Here is a 20,878-nt window from a genome sequence, read left to right on the forward strand (position 1 = left end):
CAGGCGCGGCGGCGTGTTTAACGATAGATCAGTGAAGGCAGCCACATGGAGATGGTGGGAACGAACGTCACCAGCAAAAGAGAGATAATCAGCGGCACCAGAAATGGCAAAGTACCGCGCATACAGCGCTCGAAGCTCACGTTGGAGACGCGCGAAAGCACGTACAGCACCATGCCGACCGGCGGCGTGAGTAGTCCGATCATCAAATTGAGCACCATGATCACGCCAAAGTGCACCGGGTCCACCCCAACCGCGACGGCCATGGGCAACAGCACTGGCACCAGAATGGTGATAGCGGCGATGGTTTCCATGAAACAGCCAACGATGATGAGCACGATATTAGCCATCATCAACACTGCCAGCTTGCTGTCGGCGAAGTTACCCATCAAGGCAATGACGTTTTGAGTTACCTGGTTGCTGGTCAATATCCAGGCAAATATCGAGGCGGCGGAGACGATGAAGAGGATGACCGCCGTGGTCTCGATCGTCTCCATGCTCACCTTGAGCAGCTTTTTAAAGGTCAGGGTACGGTAGACGACGCCGCCCAGTATGAGAGCATAGAACACCGCCGCTACCGCCGCCTCGGTGGGCGTGAAGGCGCCGGTGATGATGCCGCCGACAATGATGATCGGAGTCATCAGCGATAAAAACGCCCGCTTGAAGGTATGGCCGAGTACACGCAGCGAGAAGACCGCATCGCGCTGGTAGCCCCGCCGTCGTGAGATCAAAAAGATCATCAGCATCAGCATCGCCCCCATCAATAGACCCGGCACCAGTCCAGCGGCGAACAGCTGCCCCACCGAGGCCGATGCCATCACGCCATAGATGACCATCGGCAAACTCGGCGGAATGATCGGCCCAATGGTCGAAGAGGCGGCGGTGATTCCCACCGCGAACTCCTCGTCGTAGCCGGCATCCTTCATCGCTTTGACCTCGATCATGCCAAGCCCCCCGGCGTCCGCCACCGCAGCGCCGGACATGCCTGAAAACACGATGCTGGCACCGACGTTGACGTGCCCCAGCCCGCCGCGCATCCAGCCCATTAGCGCCTTGGCGAAATTGAAGATACGCTCGGTGATACCGCCGTTATTCATCAGGCTACCGGCGAAGATGAAAAACGGGATAGCCAACAGCGGGAAACTATCGATGCCGTTGATCATGCGGTGAGCAACGACGATGTTGGGTACCTGACCAGTGATCAGTACGAACATCAGACACGCGCCGGCGAGACTGATCGCGATCGGCGCGCCCAGCACTAGAAGAGTGAATAGTGAAAAGAAAAGAAAGGCCAGGTCATGGCCCATTAGGGGCAAAATGACACAGCCCAACACGGCCAGCGCCGCCAGTAGCGGCGAAAGCAGCGGCTTTTGCCAGCGCATCAAGGAAAGTCGAGACATACAAGGCCTCACGAGTAAAAGGGAGCCGAGGTCGAAGTTTTTCTACGCCGCGTTGCGGTGTGTTCGATACGCGACATAGAAACGCTGGAGGGTGCGAAGGGCCATTAGCACGAACGCCGCGCACACGGTGTAGTAGATCAGGCTCTTGGGCAGGTCGACGGAGACCATCAAACTACTGGTGCGACCCGCCAGTTGAAAGGTAATCCAGGCCATCGCCACGAAGAATGCCAGGCTCAATAGTCCCATCAGGCGCTCGAGCAGCCGCGCCTGCCAGCTCGGCATATAGTGGTAGAAAAACTCCACCAGAATATGGCTGCCGTTACGCGCCGCCATGACGCTGCCCAGAAACCCCACCACGATCAGCAGATACCTTGCGATTTCCTCGGTCCAGCCGATTGAATCGCCCAGCACGTAACGACTGAAGAATTGGGCAAAGACGACCAGAATCAATGCCCAGAACAAAACCAGGGTAACGAAATCCTCAGCCGCGTAATCCTTCATTCTGAAAGGGGTATCGTCGAAAGCAGCCTCGAAATCGACCGTCGGATCGCCTTGGGGCGGCACGTTATCTTGCCTGTCGTTCATGGCAGTCGTCTCCTCGCGCCCCGCTTGACAGCGGGACGTCGATCAACCAGGACGTAAGAGAGGTTTACTGACCAATCGCCTGAAGGCGATCGTAGGTCTGCTCGTCCCACGTAGCGGCACTGCCGTGGTGAGCGGGTAGCACTGCTTCGCGAAAGCGTTCGCGGTCCACCTCGTTGATAGTGTTGCCCTGCTCCTCGAACCAGGCGACGAGCTCGGTCTCGGCCTGCTGAATGTCGCGGGTGTTGTTGCCCGCCGCTTCCTGGAACACCTCGCGGAATATCTGCTGGTCCTCTTCGGAGAGCCGGCTCCAGCGCGGCCCACCCACGATGGTGATCAGCGAATCGGTGATATGTCCGGTCAGGTTGATATAGTCCTGCACTTCATAAAAGGCCTTGGCCTTGATCGTCGGCAGCGGATTCTCCTGGGCATCGACTACACCCTGTTGAAGCGCGAGATACACCTCGTCGAAAGCGATCGGTGTCGGGTTGGCGCCTACGGCCTGGGGCATCATCATGTACATGGGCGCGTTGGGCACACGGATCTTGAGACCCCGCATGTCTTCGGGTTCATTGATCGGCTCGTTGGAGGTAACGTGGCGCTCGCCGTAGTAGTTGAGCGCAATGGGAACGTTCCCGGTCTGGTCCTGGTACCCCTGTGCGATTTCGTTGAACAACTCACTGTCGGCAAAAGCCTGCCAGTGATCGAAGTCGCGGAACATGTACGCCGCCCCGGCGATGCCGATCGGACCATAAGCACGACCAGCGAACTGCGTGCCGGTATAGATGACGTCGACCGTACCGAGTTCGAGCCCTTCGTTGATATCCTCCTCCTTGCCCAGCGACGCCGCCGGGTACACCTCCATGGTGTAGCGCCCGTCGGTGCGCTCCTCGATCTGATCGGCGGCCCACAGGGCCCACTCGTGAAAGGGCTCGGTGGTTTCGTAGACGTGTGCGAAACGCAAGTTCTCCGCCGCGCCGGCAACGCCGACGCTTGCCGTGAACAGCGCAGCGCCCAGAAGACAGGAAAGACGAGCATGGGTATAGCGATTGTTGCGCATGAGAGACTCCTCACAACCCTTGGACTTGTTATTGGTCAGTTGTTATCGGTCGGTGTGCTCGCGGTAACGTCACTTGAAACTGAAGCTCAGTCGTTATACGTGTCATACCGCCTTTTCAAAGCTAGACGCTGACTTCGACCCCGGCAACTGCACGCCTTGAAACTTTAGTCGTGGTCAGAAAAGTGTCGGCGATACGATGACTGCGCTAGCGTCTTAGGCCATTGGCGTATCGACCCACCTCAAGTTGCTACGCTAAAGTCGCTGTTCAGTTGGCATACCTGTCATACAGAATCTTCAGCGTGACAAGGCCCATTACCGATACCGCAACCCATTATTGACGGAGGTACGCGTGCAACCACTCTCCTCGAAAGACGTTCTCCCCCGGGATGCCGACCGCGCGCTACTGGTCGGCCGAGTTTGGCAAGCAGGCGAAAATTCAGGCCCCGCGTTGGTCACAGTGCGCCGTGGCCAAGTGATCGACATTACCGAATTCGGTCCCACCATGGCAGACCTGCTTGAGCGCGACGACCTACGCAACGTGGTACAAAACGCCGAAGGCCCAGAGCTCGGTCATATTGACACGCTGGTGACCAATTCTCAGGCAGTACCGCCCAAAAAGCCTTATCTACTTGCCCCCTGCGACGTGCAGGCGATCAAGGCTTGTGGCGTCACCTTCGCCGTCAGTCTTCTGGAGCGCGTTATCGAGGAGCAGGCCGGCGGCGATCCGGCGCGGGCCAAGGCGCTTCGCGACGATTTGCAAGCGGTGATCGGCACCGACCTTTCCCGAATCGTACCCGGCTCCGAAGAGGCGGCCACGCTCAAACGAGCGCTTCAGGAGAAAGGCGGCTGGTCACAGTACATGGAAGTGGGCATCGGCCCCGACGCCGAGGTCTTTACCAAGGCACAGCCGCTCTCATCGGTAGGGTTCGGCGCTACTGTGGGCCTTCATCCGAGCTCAAAATGGAATAATCCTGAGCCCGAAATCGTTCTGGCCGTGGATAGCCAGGGCGAAGTCCGCGGCGCGACGCTTGGCAATGACGTCAACCTGCGTGATGTCGAGGGCCGCAGTGCCCTATTGCTGGGCAAGGCGAAGGACAACAATGCTTCATGTTCGCTGGGCCCGTTCGTTCGTGTGTTCGACGAGCATTTCGGTATCGACACGGTTCGCGCAAGCCAGGTATCGCTACGTATCGAAGGCGCAAGCGACGGTTTTGTGCTCGAAGGTACAAGCGACATGCGCGAGATCAGCCGCGATCCGTTGGACCTGGTACGCCAGACCATCGGCGCACACCACCAGTACCCCGATGGCTTCATGCTGTTTCTCGGCACCATGTTCTCGCCTATCGAGGATCGCGACGGCGAAGGCCAAGGCTTTACCCACCACATTGAGGATCGGGTCGCCATCGCCACGCCGGCGCTCGGCACGCTGATCAACGCGGTCGGTAAAAGCGACGAGCTTCCACCCTGGACTTTTGGCATCCGGGAATTGATGCACCATTTGGCGCGCCGCTAAACACTCAAGGAGACGATAATGACAACGATTACCCACATCGACATTCAGGATATCCGCTTTCCCACCTCGCGCTCGCTCGATGGTTCGGATGCCATGAACGCCGCGCCGGACTACTCCGCCGCCTATGTCGTGCTGCATACCGACGATGCATCGCTCGAAGGTCACGGGCTCACCTTCACCATTGGGCGCGGCAACGAGATCGTGATTACCGCGCTGAACTCGCTAGCGCCGCTGGTTCAAGGCCGTACGCTCGAGTCGATTACCGACAACATGGGCGCGTTCTGGCGCGAGTTCACTGGCGACAGCCAGCTGCGCTGGATTGGCCCCGACAAGGGTGCGATCCACTTGGCGACCGCCGCCATCGTCAACGCGCTGTGGGACCTGTGGGCCAAACGCGAAGGCAAGCCGGTGTGGAAGCTTCTGGCGGACATGAGCCCTGAACAGCTGGTGCGCTGTCTGGATTTTCGCTTCGTCACCGACGCGCTGACGCCGGAGGAGGCGATCAGCCTGCTGCGCCGCCAGGCCCCCGGCAAGGCCGAGCGTGAAGCGCATATGCGTCGCGACGGCTACCCGGGCTATACCACGTCGGCAGGCTGGCTCGGCTATAGCGACGACAAGGTGCGCGCGCTTGCTCGCGACGCGCTGGCCGACGGTTGGACTCACTTCAAGCAGAAGATCGGCGGCGATCTTGACGAGGACGCCCGCCGCGCGGCGCTGCTGCGCGATGAGATTGGCTGGGATAACGTGCTGATGATGGACGCCAACCAGGTGTGGGAAGTCGATGAAACGGTGCACAAGATGCGCCGACTCGCCGAGTTCGACCCACTCTGGATCGAGGAGCCCACCAGCCCCGACGACATTCTCGGCCACGCGGAAATCCGCCACCGCGTCGCGCCCATCGGGGTGGCGACCGGCGAACACTGCCACAACAAGGTGATGTTCAAGCAGTTCTTCCAGGCCGAAGCGCTCGACTATTGTCAGCTCGACGCCGCACGCCTGGGCGGGCTCAACGAAGTCATTCTGGTAGTGCTGATGGCGGCCAAGTTCGGCGTGCCGGTCTGCCCCCACGGCGGCGGCGTCGGGCTTTGCGAATATACCCAGCATATCGCCTTGTTCGATTACATCGCCGTCTCCGCCGACCTCGATGGGCGAGTACTGGAGTATGTCGATCACCTGCACGAGCACTTCATCGACCCGGTCGTGGTCAGCCGCGGCCGCTACCAAGTGCCCGAGGCGCCCGGCTACAGCATTACCATGTATTCCGAGTCGCGGGAGCAGCATCGCTTTCCCGACGGCCCAGCCTGGCAGGAAGCCCCTCATGAGTGATACAGGCGCCTTTCTGAACGAGCTCGAAGCGCTTCTAGGAGAGCGAGGCCTTCTTCGCGACAGCGCTGCCATGGCCCGCTACGTTAGCGACTGGGCCGGCGCATCGCTAGGCACACCGCTGGCCGTGGCTCGGCCATCAAGCGCCGAAGAAGTCGCCGAGGTGGTGCGGCGCTGCCATGCCCAAGGAGTGGCCATGACGCCTCAGGGCGGCCACAGCGGACTAGTGGCCGGCGCCTTGCCCGCACAGGATGGCCAGGAACTGGTGATCAGCCTGGAGCGGCTCGATCGCGTGCGCGACATCGACCCGATCAACTTCACCATGACCGTAGATGCCGGTTGCATTCTCGAAAACGTCAAGCGCGCCGCGTGGGAGCACGACTGCGATTTTCCACTCTCCCTCGGCGCTCAGGGGAGCTGTCAGATCGGTGGCAACATCGCCACCAACGCAGGCGGGTTGAACGTGCTGCGCTACGGCATGATGCGTGAGCTGGTGCTGGGGCTCGAGGTAGTGCTGCCCGATGGCCGGCTCTGGCAAAACCTGACCGCACTGCATAAGGATAACCGCGGCTACGCCCTGCAGCAGCTGTTCATGGGTAGCGAAGGCACGTTGGGCATCGTAACCGGCGCGGTATTGAAGCTATCACCCCAGCCGACCCAAAGCCGCTCGGCACTTTTGGGAATGCCTTCGGTACAGGCGGTGGTCGATCTTTATACCCTGGCGCGACGCGACTGCTGCGATCTGCTGACTGCCTTCGAGCTGATCCCCAGGCGCTGCATCGAACTGGCCATGGAGGCCACGCCAACGCTCAATGACCCCATGGATCAGCCCTACCCCTGGTACGTGCTGATGGAAGTTGCCGCGACCGGACCGATCGACCTCAATGTCCTGTTGGAGCAGCTTCTGGAGACAGGTATGGAGCGCGAGCTGGTGCTGGACGGCGCACTGGCGGGCAGTGACGCCCAAGCGGCTCAGCTATGGCAATTCCGTGAAAGCATGCTGGAAGGTCAGCGTCGGCGCGGTGAGCATCTACGTACCGATCTTTCCGTACCGATTTCGAAACTTCCCGCTTTTGTGAGCGAAGCAAGTGATGCGATCGCCACCCTGGACGACGAATGCGAGATCATCGCTTACGGCCACGTGGGCGACGGCAATCTACACTTCAATATTCTTCCGCCGCCTACCATGGCGGACGACGAGAAGAAGGCCTACCTGCATACCCTGGAGACGCGCCTGTTCGAGGTGCTGGACGGTTTCGACGGCAGTATCAGCGCCGAGCACGGTATTGGACGCATCAAGCGGGCCGCCTACCTTGAGCGGCTCGCGCCCACCGAGCGCGAACTGCTGGAGGGCATCAAGACACTGTTCGACCCCAAGGGCCTGATGAATCCCGGGCGTATCCTGCCGCCGGGCTAGAGAAAGAAACGCCCCGCAGGTCTCCCCACGGGGCGTTTCTCAATATCCCATCACCTCCGGAAGCCAGGTCGCGAGCCCCGGAATGGCGATCAACAGCAAAATTGCGAGTATCACCGGAATCAGAAAAGGCAGGACCGCCTTGACCACTTGGCCGTAGCGCAGTTTGGTGATACTGACCATCATGAACAGCACCGTGCCGAAAGGCGGCGTGATGACGCCGATCGAGAGCGTGATGACCATGACGATGCCGAAGTGGATCGGGTCGAGGCCGGCGGTCAGCGCGGCGGGCACCACGATCGGGGTAAAGATCAGAATGCTTTCGATCACCGACATGAAGCAGCCGATCAACAGAAAGAACAGCGCAAAGCAGATCAACAGCGCGAAGGTGGGCATGTCGAGGCTCGCGACCTGGCCCGCCAGCGCCTGGGGAATACCCATACGCACCAGAATCCAGCCGTAGAAACTCGACACCGCAATGATCAGCAGGATGACCGCGCTGAACATCAGCGTGCGGCGAAAGGCGTCATACAGACTCTTCAGCGTCAGGTCGCGATAGATCACCCCGCCGAGGACGATGGCGTAGAGCGAGGCGATGGCGCCGGCCTCGGTAGGCGTGAAGAAGCCGCCCCAGATACCGCCGACGATGATGGCCGGCATCAACAGGGGTAAAATCGCCCGCTTGCCGGTGCGCAGCACTTCGCCGCCGTCGAACGGGGTCGGCTCGGGCATCTTGACCCGTCCGGTCGCGCCGAGAAACACGGTCATGCCCATCAGCAGCGCGGCCATCAGAATACCGGGCAGCAGCCCCGCCATGAACAGCCCGCCGATGCTGACGTTGGCAAGCCAGCCGTACACCACCAGCGCGATACTCGGCGGAAGGATAGGGCCGACCACGCTCGAGGTCGCGGTGATCCCGGTGGTGTAATCGAGCGCGTAGCCGCGCTCTTTCATCGCCTTGATTTCGATGCTGCCAAGTCCCGCGGCATCGGCGACGGCGGTGCCGGACATGGTGGCGAAAATGGAGCTTGCCACCACGTTGGCGTGGCCAAGCCCGCCGCGAGTGAAGCCCACCAGCGCGGTGGCGAAATCGAAAATTCGCGTCGTGGTCGAGCCCAGGTTCATGATGTTGGCTGCCAGAATGAACAGCGGTATGGCCAGCAGCGTGAAATTGTTGAGCGTTTGCACCATGCGAAGCGATAGAAGCTCCACCGGCAAGCCGCCCGCGCCGGTCACTGCCAGCGCGATAAAGGAGGTCACGCCAATGGCGACCACCACGGGTAGGCCGATCATCATCAGCCCCAGCAGCCCGCCAACGAAAATAGCCAATTCGGTCATGGCGCGTGCTCCTCGTGAGCGGTCTCGATACGCCAGCTAACCGGACCGCGAAGCACCTGCCAAAGCGCGATCACCGCCATACAGGCAAAACTTAGCAACAGCGCGTAATAGAGATAGGTGAAGCTGATGCCGAGCGAGACGGTATTGTTGTAGGCACTGGCCTTTGCCATGACCCAAGCGCCCCAGCCCGCCAGGGCAAAAAAGCCAAGCGATACCAGCGCGATGAACCGGTACTGCACCTGGCGGCCCAGCCCATTCAGGCGGTGGCTGAAAAGATCGACGACCAGATGATCGCTTCGCACCCAGGCCGAGATCGACCCTAAACCAACGGCGTAAATGGCCATCAGCGACACGACTTCCTCGCTCCAGGGCATTCCCCAGTTCAGAAAGTCCCGCGCCAGCACCGCGGTGACGACAAGCCCCAGTATGCCCACCAGGATGGCAACCCCCAGGGCGTCGCACACACGGGTGACAAGGCGTAATACGCCAAAGGCAAAACGATCAACGCCGCCCGCAGGCGGCAATGTTTCATCCACGAATTCACTCCTTCGCTTATAACAAGGGGCGGCGCTCGCGCGAGCACCGCCGGTCAATCATTCGGCCGGGACGGCGCTGGCGTTGACGGCATCGTCACGAACGCCTTCGGCCATCTCGGATAGCACCTCGTCGATGGCGGGCATGGCCGCTTCGCGGAATGCTTCGACATCGGGCTCGATGACCGTCATGCCCTCTTCCTGAAGCGCGTCGAGGTAGTAGTCGTCGAGTTCGCGCTCTTGCTCGTTACCGTACTCGCGCGCCACGTCCACGGCCTCGCTGATCAGCGTCTGATCCTCTTCGCTCAAACCATTCCACCAGCGCGCGCTCGCCACCCAGCTCCAGGGGAACTGCACGTGGCTGGTCATGATGAGGTAGTCCTGCACCTCCCACAGGCGCCGGGTATAGGGTGAGGAGAGCGAGTTTTCGTGTCCGTCCACCTGACCGGTCTGCATCGCCAGATAGATTTCCGGCGCGGGCACGTTCACCACCTGCGCACCGATCTCCTCCCATACCGTCAGCCAGATCGGCAGTGACGGGAGACGCAAACGAAAGCCTTCCAGGTCCTCGGGCGTATGGATTTCCTTATTGGCCGTCATGTGGCGCGGGCCACGGTGCTGAAGCCCCAGGAACTTGAGCCCGCCGCGCTGTTCGGCCTGCTCCACCATGGTTTGGCCCGAGGGGCTGTCGAGATAGCGGTCGACCTGATCCCACGTGGTGAACAGAAACGGCACGGTGATAGCGTCATATTCCGGCGCGTACTGCTGGCGCCAGTTGCCACCGGTCAGCGAGATCTGGGTCTGCCCCAGATTGAGAAGCTCCAGCACCGAATCCTCGCCACCAAGCGAGCCTGCCAGGAAAGGGCGAACGTCGAAACGTCCGGGTGCCTGCTCCTCCAGGTACTCAGCGAAGCGTTCGACGGCGGCGCTTTCCGAGCCGCCCTCGCTCATGGTGTTGTTGACCTGGATTTCGATCGTGTCGGCCAGTACGAACGGCGCCGCCGTCAACATGCCAACACCTGCCAGCGTGGCCAGTAGTGATTTCCGCATTGTCGTGACTCTCTACGGTTGTCGTTATTAGGCGCTGCACACCCTGGGGCAGCCTGTGTGTTGGCTCGATCTTGAAACAAGGGGTGTCAGGGCTCAAATCGACGTTCGTGAAGGCAGCCTTCGTCAAATACGATGGCTTTAAACGCTGTCAGGACGGGTCATTGATAGGTGTACCTCAAAGGCTATACGACTAAAGAAGCATGCGGCGAGACTCACGTTGCGGCGTCAGCAGGCACTTTTCGAGTGAGATGATCGACCAGATGTCGGGCGGTGGCCGAAAGCGTTGCGTAGCGGCGCATGCCGATCACCAGCTCACGCTGCGCCCAGGGCTCGGCCAATGGAATGCTTGTCAGCCGAAGGTCTCGCAAATCCCGATAGATCGTCTGCTCGGGCAGAATACCGATCCCCATGCCGTGGTGAATCATTCGGCAAATGGCATCGAAGCTTCGCACCTGAATACGCATGCGCAGCGCGCCGCCCGTTCGCTGCGCCTGCTCGAGGAGCAGGGAGTGAAGGGAGGTATCCTGCTGTAGGCCGATGAAATCGAAATCGAGCGCATCAAAAAAGGTGATGTGCTCACGCTGTGCCAGCGGATGGTCGGCAGCCATGACCAGCATGAGCCGATCCTGACGATAAGGCTTGCACTCGAGATCCGGTGCGGCGACGTGGCCGGCGAACACGCCGACATCGGTGAGCCCATCGCGTACCGCCGTGATAATTTCGCTGCTTACCCGCTCCTGCAGGTCGATCTTGATATCCGGATAGCGCGTGCAAAACGCACTCAGATCCTGTGGCAGAAATGCGATGATCGCGGAGGTGTTGGAGTGGATACGTACGTGGCCCTTGACGCCTTCGCTGTACTCGTCCAGCTCCGCCTGCAGCCGCTCGAGGTTATCCAGAATCTGGCGGGCGTGGTGCAAAAAAGCGTGGCCGGCAGGCGTTAGCTCCACGCCGCGCGGCTTGCGATATAAAAGCGTGGTACCCACGAGCACCTCCAGGTCGCTCATGCGCTTGCTCACCGCCGCCAGCGCCAGATGCTCGCGTTCGGCCGCGGCGGTCAGGCGGCCTTCATCCGCGACGGAAATGAAAAGCTTCAATGTCGTGAAGTCGAACCGGCGCATGGCTGTCTCCTGAAAACGAATGCTCATGCTAACGCACCCTTTCGTCGTTCACGAAGTCCTGCTTATCGATTGCCTAATTGTCGAACGCGCACCCCTTGAGCATGCTGAAGGTAAGGATACTCCTATAACCGTCATAGAGAGAGGCCGTCGGTGACTACAACGACTCGTGAACTACCGCTAAAAGGCATCAAGGTGCTGGAACTTGGCCAGCTGATCGCGGGGCCTTTCGCCACCAAGTTACTCGGCGAATTCGGCGCCGATATCATCAAGATCGAGCCGCCCGGGACAGGCGACCCGCTTCGCAAATGGCGAATGATGGAAGAAGGCACCTCGCTCTGGTGGCACGTACAGACGCGCAACAAGCGCTCAGTGGCGCTGGACCTTAGAAGCGAAGAGGGGCAGGCACTCGTTCGAAAGCTCGCCCAGGAGGCGGACGTGGTGGTCGAGAACTTCCGCCCGGGCACGCTGGATGGCTGGAATCTGGGCTGGGAGACGCTATCAACGCTTAACCCGGGCCTGATCATGGTGCATATCTCCGGCTACGGCCAGACCGGCCCCTACCGCGACAAGCCGGGCTTCGGCGTGATCGGCGAGGCGATGGGCGGGCTTCGCTACCTGACCGGCCAGCCCGGTGAGCCATCGGTGCGCGTGGGTGTGAGCATCGGCGATTCGCTCTCGGCGCTTTATGCGGTAATCGGCACGCTGCTCGCGCTGCAGGAGCGCCAGAAGAGCGGCCTGGGCCAGGAGATCGACGTGGCGCTTTATGAGTCGGTCTTTGCGATGATGGAGAGCCTGCTGCCGGAATTCGACGCCAGTGGCCAGGTCCGCGAGCCAAGCGGCAGCGCCCTGCCCGGCATCACGCCCTCGAATGCCTACCGCTGCGAAGGCGGCGAGTACGTGCTGATTGCCGGCAACGGCGACAGCATCTTCAAACGCCTGATGGGCGTGATCGGCCGCCCTGATCTGGCCGAGGACCCGGCGCTTGCCCATAACGACGGGCGCAGCCGGGAAGCCGCCATGATCGATGCCGCCATTGAGGCCTGGACCGAGCAGCGCCCACGCGATGCGATTCTCCAAGCGCTGGACGATGCCCGCGTGCCCGCCGGCTACCCCTACACCGCCCAGGACATCGCGTTTGATCCACACTACATCGCCCGCGAGATGATTCAGACCTATACCCGCGAAAGCGGCGAGCCGCTGAAGGTGCCCGGCGTGCTACCCAAACTCAGCGCCACGCCCGGGCGGCTCGGTAACGGCGGCCCAAAACTTGGCCAGCACACCGAGGAAGTGCTCGACGAACTCGGTATCGACCAGGCCACCCGCGCCAAGCTGCGCGGCGCCGGCATCATTTAAGGAGCGCACCATGATCCCCCAAACTCCCTGCCCCGAGCGCATCGAGATCAATGAAGTCGGCCCCCGCGATGGCCTGCAGATCGAGAAGCGCTTCGTGCCCACGCCGGACAAGATCCGCTGGATCAACGCGCTCTCCCAAACCGGCCTTGCGCGTATCGAAGCCACCTCCTTCACCTCGCCCAAGGCGATCCCCAACCTGGCGGACGCCTCAGAAGTCGTCAACGGCATCAAGCGCCGCGACGGCGTCGAGATTACCGTGCTGGTGCCCAATCTCAAGGGTGCTGAACGCGCGCTGGCCTGCCAAGTCGATGAACTCAACCTGGTCATGTCGGCAAGCGACAGCCACGGCCTGGCCAACCTGCGCATGACGCCCGAGCAGTCGATCGAGCGCTTTGGCGACATCCTGGACGTGGCGCGGGAAAACAGCGTGTTCGTCAACGCCTCGCTATCGACGACCTTCGGCTGCCCGTTCGAAGGCGAAGTCCCCCAGAAGCGCGTTCTGGAACTCATCGAGCAATTGGTCGCCCTCGGGATTCAGGGCGTCACGCTGTGCGACACCACCGGCATGGCCAACCCCGCCCAGGTGAAGGCGCTTTGTGAAGCGGTCATCGCCCGCTGGCCAGGCACCGCTTTCACCCTGCACGTGCATAACACCCGCGGCATGGGCCTGGCCAACGCGCTGGCCGCCTGGCAGGCGGGCATCACCCGCTTCGACTCGGCCCTGGGGGGCCTTGGCGGCTGCCCCTTCGCGCCGGGCGCGACGGGCAACGTCTGCACCGAGGACCTGGTGCACATGTTCGAGGCGATGGGTGTGGACACCGGCGTAGATCTGGACGCCCTGCTGGAGGTGGCCGCCACGCTGCCCGAGCTCGTCGGTCACGACGTGCCCGGGCAGGTGGTCAAGGCCGGCAAGTGGGACCGGCGCTACCCGATGCCCAGCCGCTAGGCCGGCCCCACCACGTGCTTCACCTCCAGATACGCACTGAGCCCCCAGGGCCCAAGCTCGCGGCCGATGCCGCTTCGCTTGAAGCCGCCCCAGGCGGTCTCCGGTAGCACCAGCTGCTCGGTGTTGTACCAGATGCTGCCGGCCTTGAGTTGCTGGCCGATGCGCCTGGCGCGATCAACGTCGCCGCTGATCACCGTGGCGGCGAGGCCAAAGTCGCTGTCGTTGGCGAGCGCGACCGCCTCCGCCTCATCCCTGACGCTGCGCGCGCAGAGCACGGGGCCGAAGATCTCCTCGCGCCATAGGCGGCTTTCTACCGGCACGTCGCGGTAAAGCGTCGGGGCGGCGAAGTAGCCCTGCTCGGGCAAGGTGTAGTGGGTGTGATCGCGTACCGCGGTCAGCCCTTCCTGTTCGGCGATATCCAGGTAGCCGTTGACGGCGTTCCGCTGTCTGGCGCTGGTGAGCGGGCCCAGGTCGGTGCCCTCGTCAAGCGGATCGCCCAGAGTGAGCGCGTCCATTCGCGTGGCAAGCGCCTCAAAAAGCGCCTCGGCCACGTCTTCGTGCACTAAAAGGCGCGAGGTCGCCGAGCATATCTGGCCGGCGTTGAAATAGATGCCCGCCATGACCCAGTCGGCGGCCTGCGAAGGATCCGCGTCCTCCATCACCAGAATGGGCGACTTGCCGCCAAGCTCCAGCGATACCCCGGCAGTGCGCGCGCTCGCGGCCTTCATCACCGCCTCGCCCACGCGGTTGCTGCCGGTGAAGGAGATTTTGTCCACGCCCGGATGACTTGCCAGCGGCGCGCCGATGCCGTCACCGTCGCCGTTCAAGAGATTCAGCACGCCCGCGGGCAGGCCGATGTCCAGCGCGATTTCCGCCAGCGCCTGCTCGGGCAGCGGCACCACTTCGGAAGGCTTCAGCACCACGGTACAACCGGCAGCCAGGGCCGGGGCGAGCTTCCAGGCGCTGGTGACCAGCGGAAAATTCCAAGGCGTGATTAGAGCGACCACGCCGGCGGGGTCCAGGTAGGCCCGCGCCTCGACGCCCTCCATCTCGACCTCGACTCGTTCGCCCTGGCGGGCGTCCAGCGCCCGCGCCTGGCCGGCGTAATAGCGATAGCAGGCAATCGCGTCGTCCAGATCGATGCCCGCTTCCATCAGCGGCTTGCCGTTGTTGGTAGCACTCAGTTCGATCAGCGCCTCGCGCCGGGCGGTCAAGGCGTCTGCAAAGCCGTCGAGATAGTCCGCACGCACCGCGCCGCCTAGCGCCTGCCACGCGGGCTGAGCCTGTCGTGCTGCTTGCACCGCAGCGTCGACATCCTGAGCGGCACCCGCCGTGACGCGTGCGATCACTTCTTCGCGGTACGGATTAACCACCTCCAGCTTCCGCGTGCCTTCAGAAAGCACCCACTGGTTGTTGATGAACTGCTGATCGAGGATTTTCATGGTGTCTCCGAACGGGTAGCGCCTTGCTGCCAAGCGCCGGCGTCGATTTCGATGAGAAGCGGACGAGCGGCGTCGCGCTCGGCAAGCGCCGCCGCCAACTGGGACGGGCTTTCGATATGAGCGGTCGGGCAGCCGAAGCCGTCGGCGAGGATCAAAAAGTCTGGCGCCTTGAGATCGACGCCCAGGCGCGCCACGCCGTTATCGTCCATATAGCGGCGGATCTCCTCGTACCCCGCGTTGTGCCACAGCAGGATCACGACAGGAATCTGCTCCTCGACGGCGGTGGCGATCTCCGAGAGCGTAAACATCACCCCGCCATCGCCCACCAGCGCCACCACGGGAAGCTGCGGCTGCGCGAGCTGGGCACCGAGCGCAGCGGGCAACCCGTAGCCCAGCGTCCCGTAGCCCGTCGAGGCGTTGAAGTAGCGCCGCGGCTGGGGCTGACTGACCAGATGATTGCCGGCGTAGACCGGTGCGGTGGAGTCGCCCACCAGAATCGCCTCGGGCAGATGCTCGGCAAGCGTCTCGTAGAGCGGCACGAAGGTGGAAAACGCCGGATCGTTTTTCAGATCGAGTTCCGCCAGCGCTTCACTGACCCGCTCGGCACCGCCCCGCGACAGCGGCTCAGGGAAATACTCGGCCAGCAGCGCCAGCGTGCGCCCGGCATCACCCACCAGCCCAAGCGTGGTGGCCTGGTTGCGCGCCAGCTGCTCGGCGTCGATATCCACGCGAATCAGCGTGCCGGTCAGCAGAAAGTTGTCGTCGAACACCACGTCATAATCGGTTTCACCAAGCTCGGTGCCCACGGCGAGAATCACATCGGCATCAAAAGCGAGCCGGCGCACCGCGGGGAGTGCTGCGTTGGCGCCGAGATCCAGTGGGTGGTCGCGCCCCAAAAGCCCCTTGGCGTTGATGGTGGTCACCGTCGGCGCGTCGAGGCGCTCGACCAGCGCGTGGGCGGCCTGGAAGGCATCCTCGCAGCCGCCCCCCAAGAGCACCAGCGGGCGCTTCGCCGCCTCCAAAAGCCTTGCTGCTTCGCGCAGGCCTTCCGGGTCCGGCGCCGCGCGGTAAAGGCGCGGTGCCTTCCAGGAGCGGGGCGGCGTGACCGGCGCATCGAACAGATCGATGGGCATCTCGATATGCACCGGGCCCGGGCGTGCGCCTCTAAACACTGCAAAGGCGCGAGCCAGGACCTCGGGCAGCGTGTCGGCGTCGAGCAGCGTATGGCTGAAACGCGCCACACCGCTGATCACCTGCTGCTGGCTTTGTAGCTCGTGGAGCCGCCCCTGGCCGAGCCCCAGGGTGTCGCGGCGGTTGACGCTCGAGATCACCAGCATCGGCACCGAGTCCGCGAGCGCCTGGCCCATGGCGGTGGCAATGTTGGTCATGCCGGGGCCGGTGATGATCAAACACACCCCGGGCTGGCCGCTGGCGCGGGCGTAGCCGTCGGCCATGAAGCCCGCGCCCTGTTCGTGGCGCGGCGTGATGTGACGGATGCCTCCGCCTTCGAGGCCGCGGTAGAGCTCGACCGTGTGCACGCCGGGAATCCCGAAGAGTGTGTCGACGCCGTAGGTGTCGCGCAGAAGGCGAATCAGAAGCTCGGCGCAGGTCATCGTATCGTGCTCTTTCATCGAAGCTCCTTAAAAGACGAGGGTATGCGCGATCAAGGCGATGATCGGCAGCGTAATGGCGGTGCGCAGCAGAAAGACCGCTGCCAGCTCCCAAAGCGCGATGGGAATCTTCGACTTCAGCAGCAGCGCGCCGATTTCGGACATGTACACCAGCTGCGTCATCGACAGACACGCGATCACGAAGCGAGTGAGCTCGCTGTCGATATTGGTGGCCAGCACCGCCGGCAGAAACATATCGGCAAAGCCCACCAGTGTGGCCGGTGCCGCGGCCTGAGCTTCAGGAATGCGCAGCCACTCCAGCACCGGCACCATGGGGTAGGAGAGCCAGGTAAAGAGCGGCGTGAACTCGGCCAGAATCAGCGCGACGGTGCCGATCGCGAACACCAGCGGCAGAAGCGTCAGGAAGATGTCGATGACGTTGATCAGCGCCAGTTTGGCAAGCGCCATGGGTCCCGGCGCGCCTGCGGCGCGGCGCGTGGCCTGCTGCAGACTGTAGCGGAAAAGCCCGGCGCGGCCGGTGTTCTCTTCGCGAATCTGACAGCCGACCGGCTCATGGTAGTCGTCGGATTTCAGCGACAGCGGCGGAATGCGCGAGACGATGATCGCGGCGATCAGCCCGGAAACCACCACGGTGAAGTAGAACGGCACGAACAGGTGGTTCAAATCGACGAAGTTAACCACCAGCAGGCTGAAGGCAATGGACGCCACGGAGAAGTTGGTGGCGATCACCGAGGCCTCGCGGCCGCTGTAGAAGCCCTGCTCGTACTGCTGGGAAGTGATCAGCACGCCCACGGTGCCCGAACCCATCCAGGAGGCGGTGGCATCGATGGCGCTGCGCCCCGGCAAATTGAAGATGAGGCGAAACGGCTTGCGCACCAGGCTACCGATGAACTCCATGAAGCCGAACTCGACCAGAAACGGCAGCAAAATCGCAGCGAAGAAGAAAAACGTCAAAAGCACCGGCGCAAGGTCGTTGAGCATGACCCCGCCGGTAAACGAGGCGGTGACGAATTCGGGGCCCACTTGAAAATAGGTCATCACCACGAAAATGGCGCCCAACACGCGCAGCGCCACCCAGATCGCCCCGACCTGAAACATGTCGCCGAAGTGCCCGCCCTGGGCCCAGGCCGGTTTCGCGGCCTTCACGTAGAGTGTAACGATGACCGACACGCACAGCACCACCATGGCGATCAGCGGCAGCGCCCCGCCGAGTAGTGCCTGCAGGCCATCGGCCATCATCCCCATACCGATGTTGACCGACTCACCGGTTTGAAACGGCACCAGAAACAGCAACACCCCGATGATCGAGGGAATCAGGAACTTGAGCAGATGGCGGCGCGGGATGGCCTCGTCGGGCGCGCGCTCATCGTGTATCGCTTGAGGGTCGGACATGATGTTCACCTGTTGGAAATGATTATTGAAGGTGGGCTGGCGGCGTTCGCAGGAAAGGTTCGACCTTTCTTTTTTGTCGTTTTTTTATCGTTCTTTTTATTACCCGTATCGCTTTCAGACGGGCGCCCGAACGGCGCCCAACGCGATCACTCTCCTTTCTTCACGCCCGGCAGCACGCAGAGCATCTCGTACAAAAGCGTGGCGCCCATCAGCGCGGTATTGCCGCTGGTGTCATACGGCGGCGAAACCTCGACGAGATCACCGCCGACGATGTTGAGCCCTGCCGCGCCGCGCACGATCTCGAGGCCCTGATGGGAGGTCAGCCCGCCCATCTCGACGGTGCCGGTGCCCGGCGCCACCGACGGGTCGAGGCCATCGATGTCGAAGCTGATGTACACCGGTGTGTCGCCCATCTGTGCGCGCACCTCGTCCATCAAGGGCGCCAGCGACTGGTACCAGCACGCCTCGGCCTGAACCACGCGAAAGCCCTGGTCGCGGCACCAGTCGAAGTCCTCGGCGGCGTAGCCGGTACCGCGCAGGCCGATTTGCACCACCTTCTCTTTCGCCAAAAGCCCCTCTTCCTGGGCTCGGCGGAAGGTGGTGCCGTGGGCAATCTCCTCGCCGAACATGTGCTCGTTGACGTCGGCGTGAGCATCGATATGAATCAGCCCCACCGGGCCGTGCTTTTTGGCCATGGCGCGCAGAATCGGCAGCGTCATGGTGTGGTCGCCACCAAGCGTCAACGGCACGCAGTCGTGGCTCAGCACGTCGTCGAAGAACGCGGTGATGATGTCCACGCTCTTGGGCAGGTGGAAGGTGTTGATCGGCACGTCGCCGATGTCCGCCACCTGCAGGGACTCAAAGGGCGCGGCGCGAGTGGCCATGTTGTAGGGGCGCAGCATGCGCGACTCGTCGCGAATCTGGCGCGGGCCCATCCGCGTGCCGGGTCGGTTGGAGGTGCCGATATCCATGGGGATACCAATGAAGGCAACGTCGAGACCTTCGGCACTTTCCTGGCTAGGCAGGCGCATCATGGTCGCCGGTCCGCCAAAGCGCGGTACGCTGTTGCCGCCCAGCGGCTGGTTGAAATCACTCACGGCGCTTCTCCTTGTAATGATTTTCGAGTCCAGCGTCCTGAACACTGAGCCCGATCGAAAGGTTTACACAGATACTGCATTTAGCGTGCCAGGCGAGCTGAGCCCCCAAAATCGGTCTTTATCCGCCCTGATTGATGCAAAAACGACTCGAAAACGCGTAGTATCGAGTCGTTTTTGCATTGACGAGTCACCATCGGTTCGAGGAAAACGGCGTGGACGAAATCGATCGCAGCGTGCTCAAGACCATCGTGGAGACCGCCAACGACCACTTCTTCATCGTGAGTGGCGACGGTCAAATACTGGACATCAGCCCCGGCGTCGAGGCGGTGTACGGGCTCTCGCGCGAGGCGCTACTGGGCAGCAACGTCAGAGAGCTTGAGCGCGACGGCGTGCTCAGGCCCTCCATCAGTCTGGAGGTCATGCGCACCCACCGCCCGGCGCAGCTGATGCAGGTCACCGGCACCGGGCGGCGGGTGATCGCCGAGGCCCACCCGGTGTTCGTGAACGGCAGGCTCGAGCGCATCGTCAGCCGCTCGCGGGACATGACCGACCTGCAGCTTTTGCAGGACGAGTACGCGCTGTTGCAAAAGCGCTTCAACGAGCACGTCAAGCGCGGCCAGAGTGTGACCGACGACCCGGCGCTCGACAGCGCCCTGGAGGAGCTTCAGGTGCGAAGCCACGCGATGCGCGAGGTCGCAAGCCTTTTGAAGCGCGTGGCGCCTTCCGGGGCCAGCGTGCTGATGCTGGGGGAATCCGGCGTGGGCAAAACGGCGTTTGCCCGTCAGCTCCACCGCTGGAGCGAGCGCGCGGCCGGCCCCTTCGTCGAGGTCAACTGCGGCGCCATTCCGGAGAACCTGTTCGAGTCCGAGATGTTCGGCTACCAGCCCGGCGCGTTCAGCGGCGCCGCCCGCCAGGGCAAGGCGGGGCTTCTGGAGCAGGCCGAAGGCGGCACGCTGTTTCTCGACGAGATCGGCGAGCTTCCGCTGTTGATGCAGACCAAGCTTTTGAAGGTAATTCAGGACGGCAAGATGACGCGCCTGGGCGACACCCGCCCCCGCCGGGTCGATTTCCGCCTGGTGGTCGCCACCAACCAGGACCTGGCGGCGCGCGTGCAGGAAGGCCTTTTCCGGCTGGATCTCTACTACCGCCTCAACGTGATTCCCGTGACGCTGCCGGCACTTCGCGATCGCCGCGAGGACATTCCGGGGCTTGCCGAGGCGTGTCTGGCGCGGCTCAACGCCCACTACGGGCGGCAGAAGTTTCTCGACAACCACGTCTGGTCGACGCTGATGGGCAGCGACTGGCCCGGCAACGTGCGCGAGCTCGAGAATTGGCTGGAGCGCGCCTGGCTTTCGAGCGCGCTCGATCGCATCGAAGGCGTTGAGCCCTCCTCTTCGCCTGCCGCTGCGCCCCACACGCCAAAGGCGCCAAGCGCGCCGCCTCCCCTCGAGGGTGAATCCCTGCCCGCCTACCTTGCGCGACTGGAGCGCGAGCTTCTTGAGCGCGGCTGTCGCACGCACGCCAGTACCTACGCGCTGGCCGAGCACCTGGGAATCAGCCAATCAAGCGTGGTGCGTAAGCTCAAGCGTCACGGGCTTAAACTTCGCTGACACACTTTCGCCACGCAAGCGTCACACAAAGGCAACGTCCTTGACCCACAGTGATTGGCCACGATCCATCTTTGGT

Annotated in this window: 17 protein-coding genes; 6 read left to right on the forward strand and 11 right to left on the reverse strand. The window is 62.5% G+C overall.

Annotated elements, in window-relative coordinates; translation table 11 throughout:
- Positions 1-17: 17 nt before the first annotated feature.
- From RN347_RS14685 to RN347_RS14695, 3 genes are all read right to left on the reverse strand, one after another.
- Entirely contained in the window at positions 18-1,397 is a 1,380-nt protein-coding gene (locus RN347_RS14685) for a TRAP transporter large permease (protein ID WP_311958733.1), read from the reverse strand.
- Positions 1,398-1,439: 42 nt separating this feature from the next.
- On the reverse strand, positions 1,440-1,982 hold the full coding sequence (locus RN347_RS14690; protein WP_311958734.1) for a TRAP transporter small permease: 543 nt from the start codon (positions 1,980-1,982) through the stop codon (positions 1,440-1,442).
- 64 nt (positions 1,983-2,046) lie between these two features.
- The gene (locus RN347_RS14695; protein WP_311958735.1) at positions 2,047-3,039 is read right to left on the reverse strand and encodes a sialic acid TRAP transporter substrate-binding protein SiaP; all 993 of its coding nucleotides are present in this window, start codon (positions 3,037-3,039) and stop codon (positions 2,047-2,049) included.
- Between the two features lie 349 nt (positions 3,040-3,388).
- On the opposite strand from RN347_RS14695, the gene RN347_RS14700 reads away from it, so the two are divergent.
- Genes RN347_RS14700 through RN347_RS14710 form a run of 3 tightly spaced genes read left to right on the forward strand, consistent with a single transcriptional unit; the run spans position 3,389 to position 7,292 of the window.
- Positions 3,389-4,552, forward strand: coding sequence for a fumarylacetoacetate hydrolase family protein (locus RN347_RS14700; RefSeq protein ID WP_311958736.1), 1,164 nt, complete (start codon positions 3,389-3,391; stop codon positions 4,550-4,552).
- Positions 4,553-4,570: 18 nt separating this feature from the next.
- Entirely contained in the window at positions 4,571-5,878 is a 1,308-nt protein-coding gene (locus tag RN347_RS14705; protein WP_311958737.1) for an L-fuconate dehydratase, read from the forward strand.
- Entirely contained in the window at positions 5,871-7,292 is a 1,422-nt protein-coding gene (locus tag RN347_RS14710; RefSeq protein ID WP_311958738.1) for an FAD-binding oxidoreductase, read from the forward strand. Before RN347_RS14705 ends, RN347_RS14710 begins: the two co-directional genes overlap by 8 nt.
- 39 nt (positions 7,293-7,331) lie before the next feature.
- On the opposite strand, the gene RN347_RS14715 is transcribed toward RN347_RS14710, so the two are convergent.
- The 4 genes from RN347_RS14715 to RN347_RS14730 all read right to left on the reverse strand — a co-directional run bounded on the left by RN347_RS14715 (position 7,332) and on the right by RN347_RS14730 (position 11,331).
- Positions 7,332-8,627, reverse strand: coding sequence for a TRAP transporter large permease (locus RN347_RS14715; protein WP_311958739.1), 1,296 nt, complete (start codon positions 8,625-8,627; stop codon positions 7,332-7,334).
- Complete coding sequence (locus RN347_RS14720; RefSeq protein WP_311958740.1) at positions 8,624-9,163, reverse strand: TRAP transporter small permease subunit; 540 nt, start codon at positions 9,161-9,163, stop codon at positions 8,624-8,626. The genes RN347_RS14715 and RN347_RS14720 overlap by 4 nt, the downstream gene beginning before the upstream one ends.
- Positions 9,164-9,220: 57 nt before the next feature.
- Positions 9,221-10,210, reverse strand: a complete 990-nt coding sequence (locus RN347_RS14725; RefSeq protein ID WP_311958741.1) for a TRAP transporter substrate-binding protein — start codon at positions 10,208-10,210, stop codon at positions 9,221-9,223.
- Positions 10,211-10,422: 212 nt separating this feature from the next.
- Positions 10,423-11,331: a LysR family transcriptional regulator gene (locus RN347_RS14730; RefSeq protein ID WP_263587280.1), complete on the reverse strand. Its 909-nt coding sequence runs from the start codon at positions 11,329-11,331 to the stop codon at positions 10,423-10,425.
- A 150-nt stretch (positions 11,332-11,481) separates the two neighbouring features.
- On the opposite strand from RN347_RS14730, the gene RN347_RS14735 reads away from it, so the two are divergent.
- Together RN347_RS14735 and RN347_RS14740 are read left to right on the forward strand one after the other, a co-directional pair.
- Positions 11,482-12,684 (forward strand): CaiB/BaiF CoA-transferase family protein, encoded by a 1,203-nt coding sequence (locus RN347_RS14735; RefSeq protein ID WP_263586089.1) that lies wholly within the window; start codon positions 11,482-11,484, stop codon positions 12,682-12,684.
- A gap of 10 nt (positions 12,685-12,694) precedes the next feature.
- On the forward strand, positions 12,695-13,630 hold the full coding sequence (locus RN347_RS14740; protein ID WP_311958742.1) for a hydroxymethylglutaryl-CoA lyase: 936 nt from the start codon (positions 12,695-12,697) through the stop codon (positions 13,628-13,630).
- Here RN347_RS14740 and RN347_RS14745 read toward each other — a convergent pair.
- The 4 genes from RN347_RS14745 to speB form a co-directional block, all read right to left on the reverse strand.
- Positions 13,627-15,072 (reverse strand): aldehyde dehydrogenase family protein, encoded by a 1,446-nt coding sequence (locus RN347_RS14745; RefSeq protein WP_311958743.1) that lies wholly within the window; start codon positions 15,070-15,072, stop codon positions 13,627-13,629. The genes RN347_RS14740 and RN347_RS14745 overlap by 4 nt on opposite strands.
- Complete coding sequence (locus RN347_RS14750; protein ID WP_311958744.1) at positions 15,069-16,703, reverse strand: 5-guanidino-2-oxopentanoate decarboxylase; 1,635 nt, start codon at positions 16,701-16,703, stop codon at positions 15,069-15,071. Before RN347_RS14750 ends, RN347_RS14745 begins: the two co-directional genes overlap by 4 nt.
- Positions 16,704-16,712: 9 nt before the next feature.
- The gene (locus RN347_RS14755) at positions 16,713-18,095 is read right to left on the reverse strand and encodes a YjiH family protein (protein ID WP_263586085.1); all 1,383 of its coding nucleotides are present in this window, start codon (positions 18,093-18,095) and stop codon (positions 16,713-16,715) included.
- Positions 18,096-18,241: 146 nt separating this feature from the next.
- Positions 18,242-19,192: an agmatinase gene (gene speB / locus RN347_RS14760; RefSeq protein WP_263586084.1), complete on the reverse strand. Its 951-nt coding sequence runs from the start codon at positions 19,190-19,192 to the stop codon at positions 18,242-18,244.
- A gap of 212 nt (positions 19,193-19,404) precedes the next feature.
- On the opposite strand from speB, the gene RN347_RS14765 reads away from it, so the two are divergent.
- Positions 19,405-20,802 carry a sigma 54-interacting transcriptional regulator gene (locus tag RN347_RS14765; RefSeq protein WP_311958745.1) on the forward strand — a complete coding sequence of 466 codons (1,398 nt, stop codon included), beginning with the start codon at positions 19,405-19,407 and terminating at the stop codon, positions 20,800-20,802.
- Positions 20,803-20,878: the final 76 nt, after the last annotated feature.

The organism is Halomonas sp. PAMB 3264 (assembly GCF_031954245.1).
Taxonomy (GTDB): Bacteria; Pseudomonadota; Gammaproteobacteria; order Pseudomonadales; family Halomonadaceae; genus Vreelandella.

Bases quoted from the DNA above. Each gene is read 5' to 3' on its own strand.
- RN347_RS14710 (WP_311958738.1), top strand. From the start codon at position 5,871: ATGAGTGATACAGGCGCCTTTCTGAACGAGCTCGAAGCGCTTCTAGGA.
- RN347_RS14745 (WP_311958743.1), bottom strand. From the start codon at position 15,072: ATGAAAATCCTCGATCAGCAGTTCATCAACAACCAGTGGGTGCTTTCT.
- RN347_RS14740 (WP_311958742.1), top strand. From the start codon at position 12,695: ATGATCCCCCAAACTCCCTGCCCCGAGCGCATCGAGATCAATGAAGTC.
- RN347_RS14730 (WP_263587280.1), bottom strand. From the start codon at position 11,331: ATGCGCCGGTTCGACTTCACGACATTGAAGCTTTTCATTTCCGTCGCG.
- RN347_RS14755 (WP_263586085.1), bottom strand. From the start codon at position 18,095: ATGTCCGACCCTCAAGCGATACACGATGAGCGCGCGCCCGACGAGGCC.
- RN347_RS14750 (WP_311958744.1), bottom strand. From the start codon at position 16,703: ATGAAAGAGCACGATACGATGACCTGCGCCGAGCTTCTGATTCGCCTT.
- RN347_RS14690 (WP_311958734.1), bottom strand. From the start codon at position 1,982: ATGAACGACAGGCAAGATAACGTGCCGCCCCAAGGCGATCCGACGGTC.
- RN347_RS14715 (WP_311958739.1), bottom strand. From the start codon at position 8,627: ATGACCGAATTGGCTATTTTCGTTGGCGGGCTGCTGGGGCTGATGATG.
- RN347_RS14705 (WP_311958737.1), top strand. From the start codon at position 4,571: ATGACAACGATTACCCACATCGACATTCAGGATATCCGCTTTCCCACC.
- RN347_RS14725 (WP_311958741.1), bottom strand. From the start codon at position 10,210: ATGCGGAAATCACTACTGGCCACGCTGGCAGGTGTTGGCATGTTGACG.
- RN347_RS14685 (WP_311958733.1), bottom strand. From the start codon at position 1,397: ATGTCTCGACTTTCCTTGATGCGCTGGCAAAAGCCGCTGCTTTCGCCG.
- RN347_RS14695 (WP_311958735.1), bottom strand. From the start codon at position 3,039: ATGCGCAACAATCGCTATACCCATGCTCGTCTTTCCTGTCTTCTGGGC.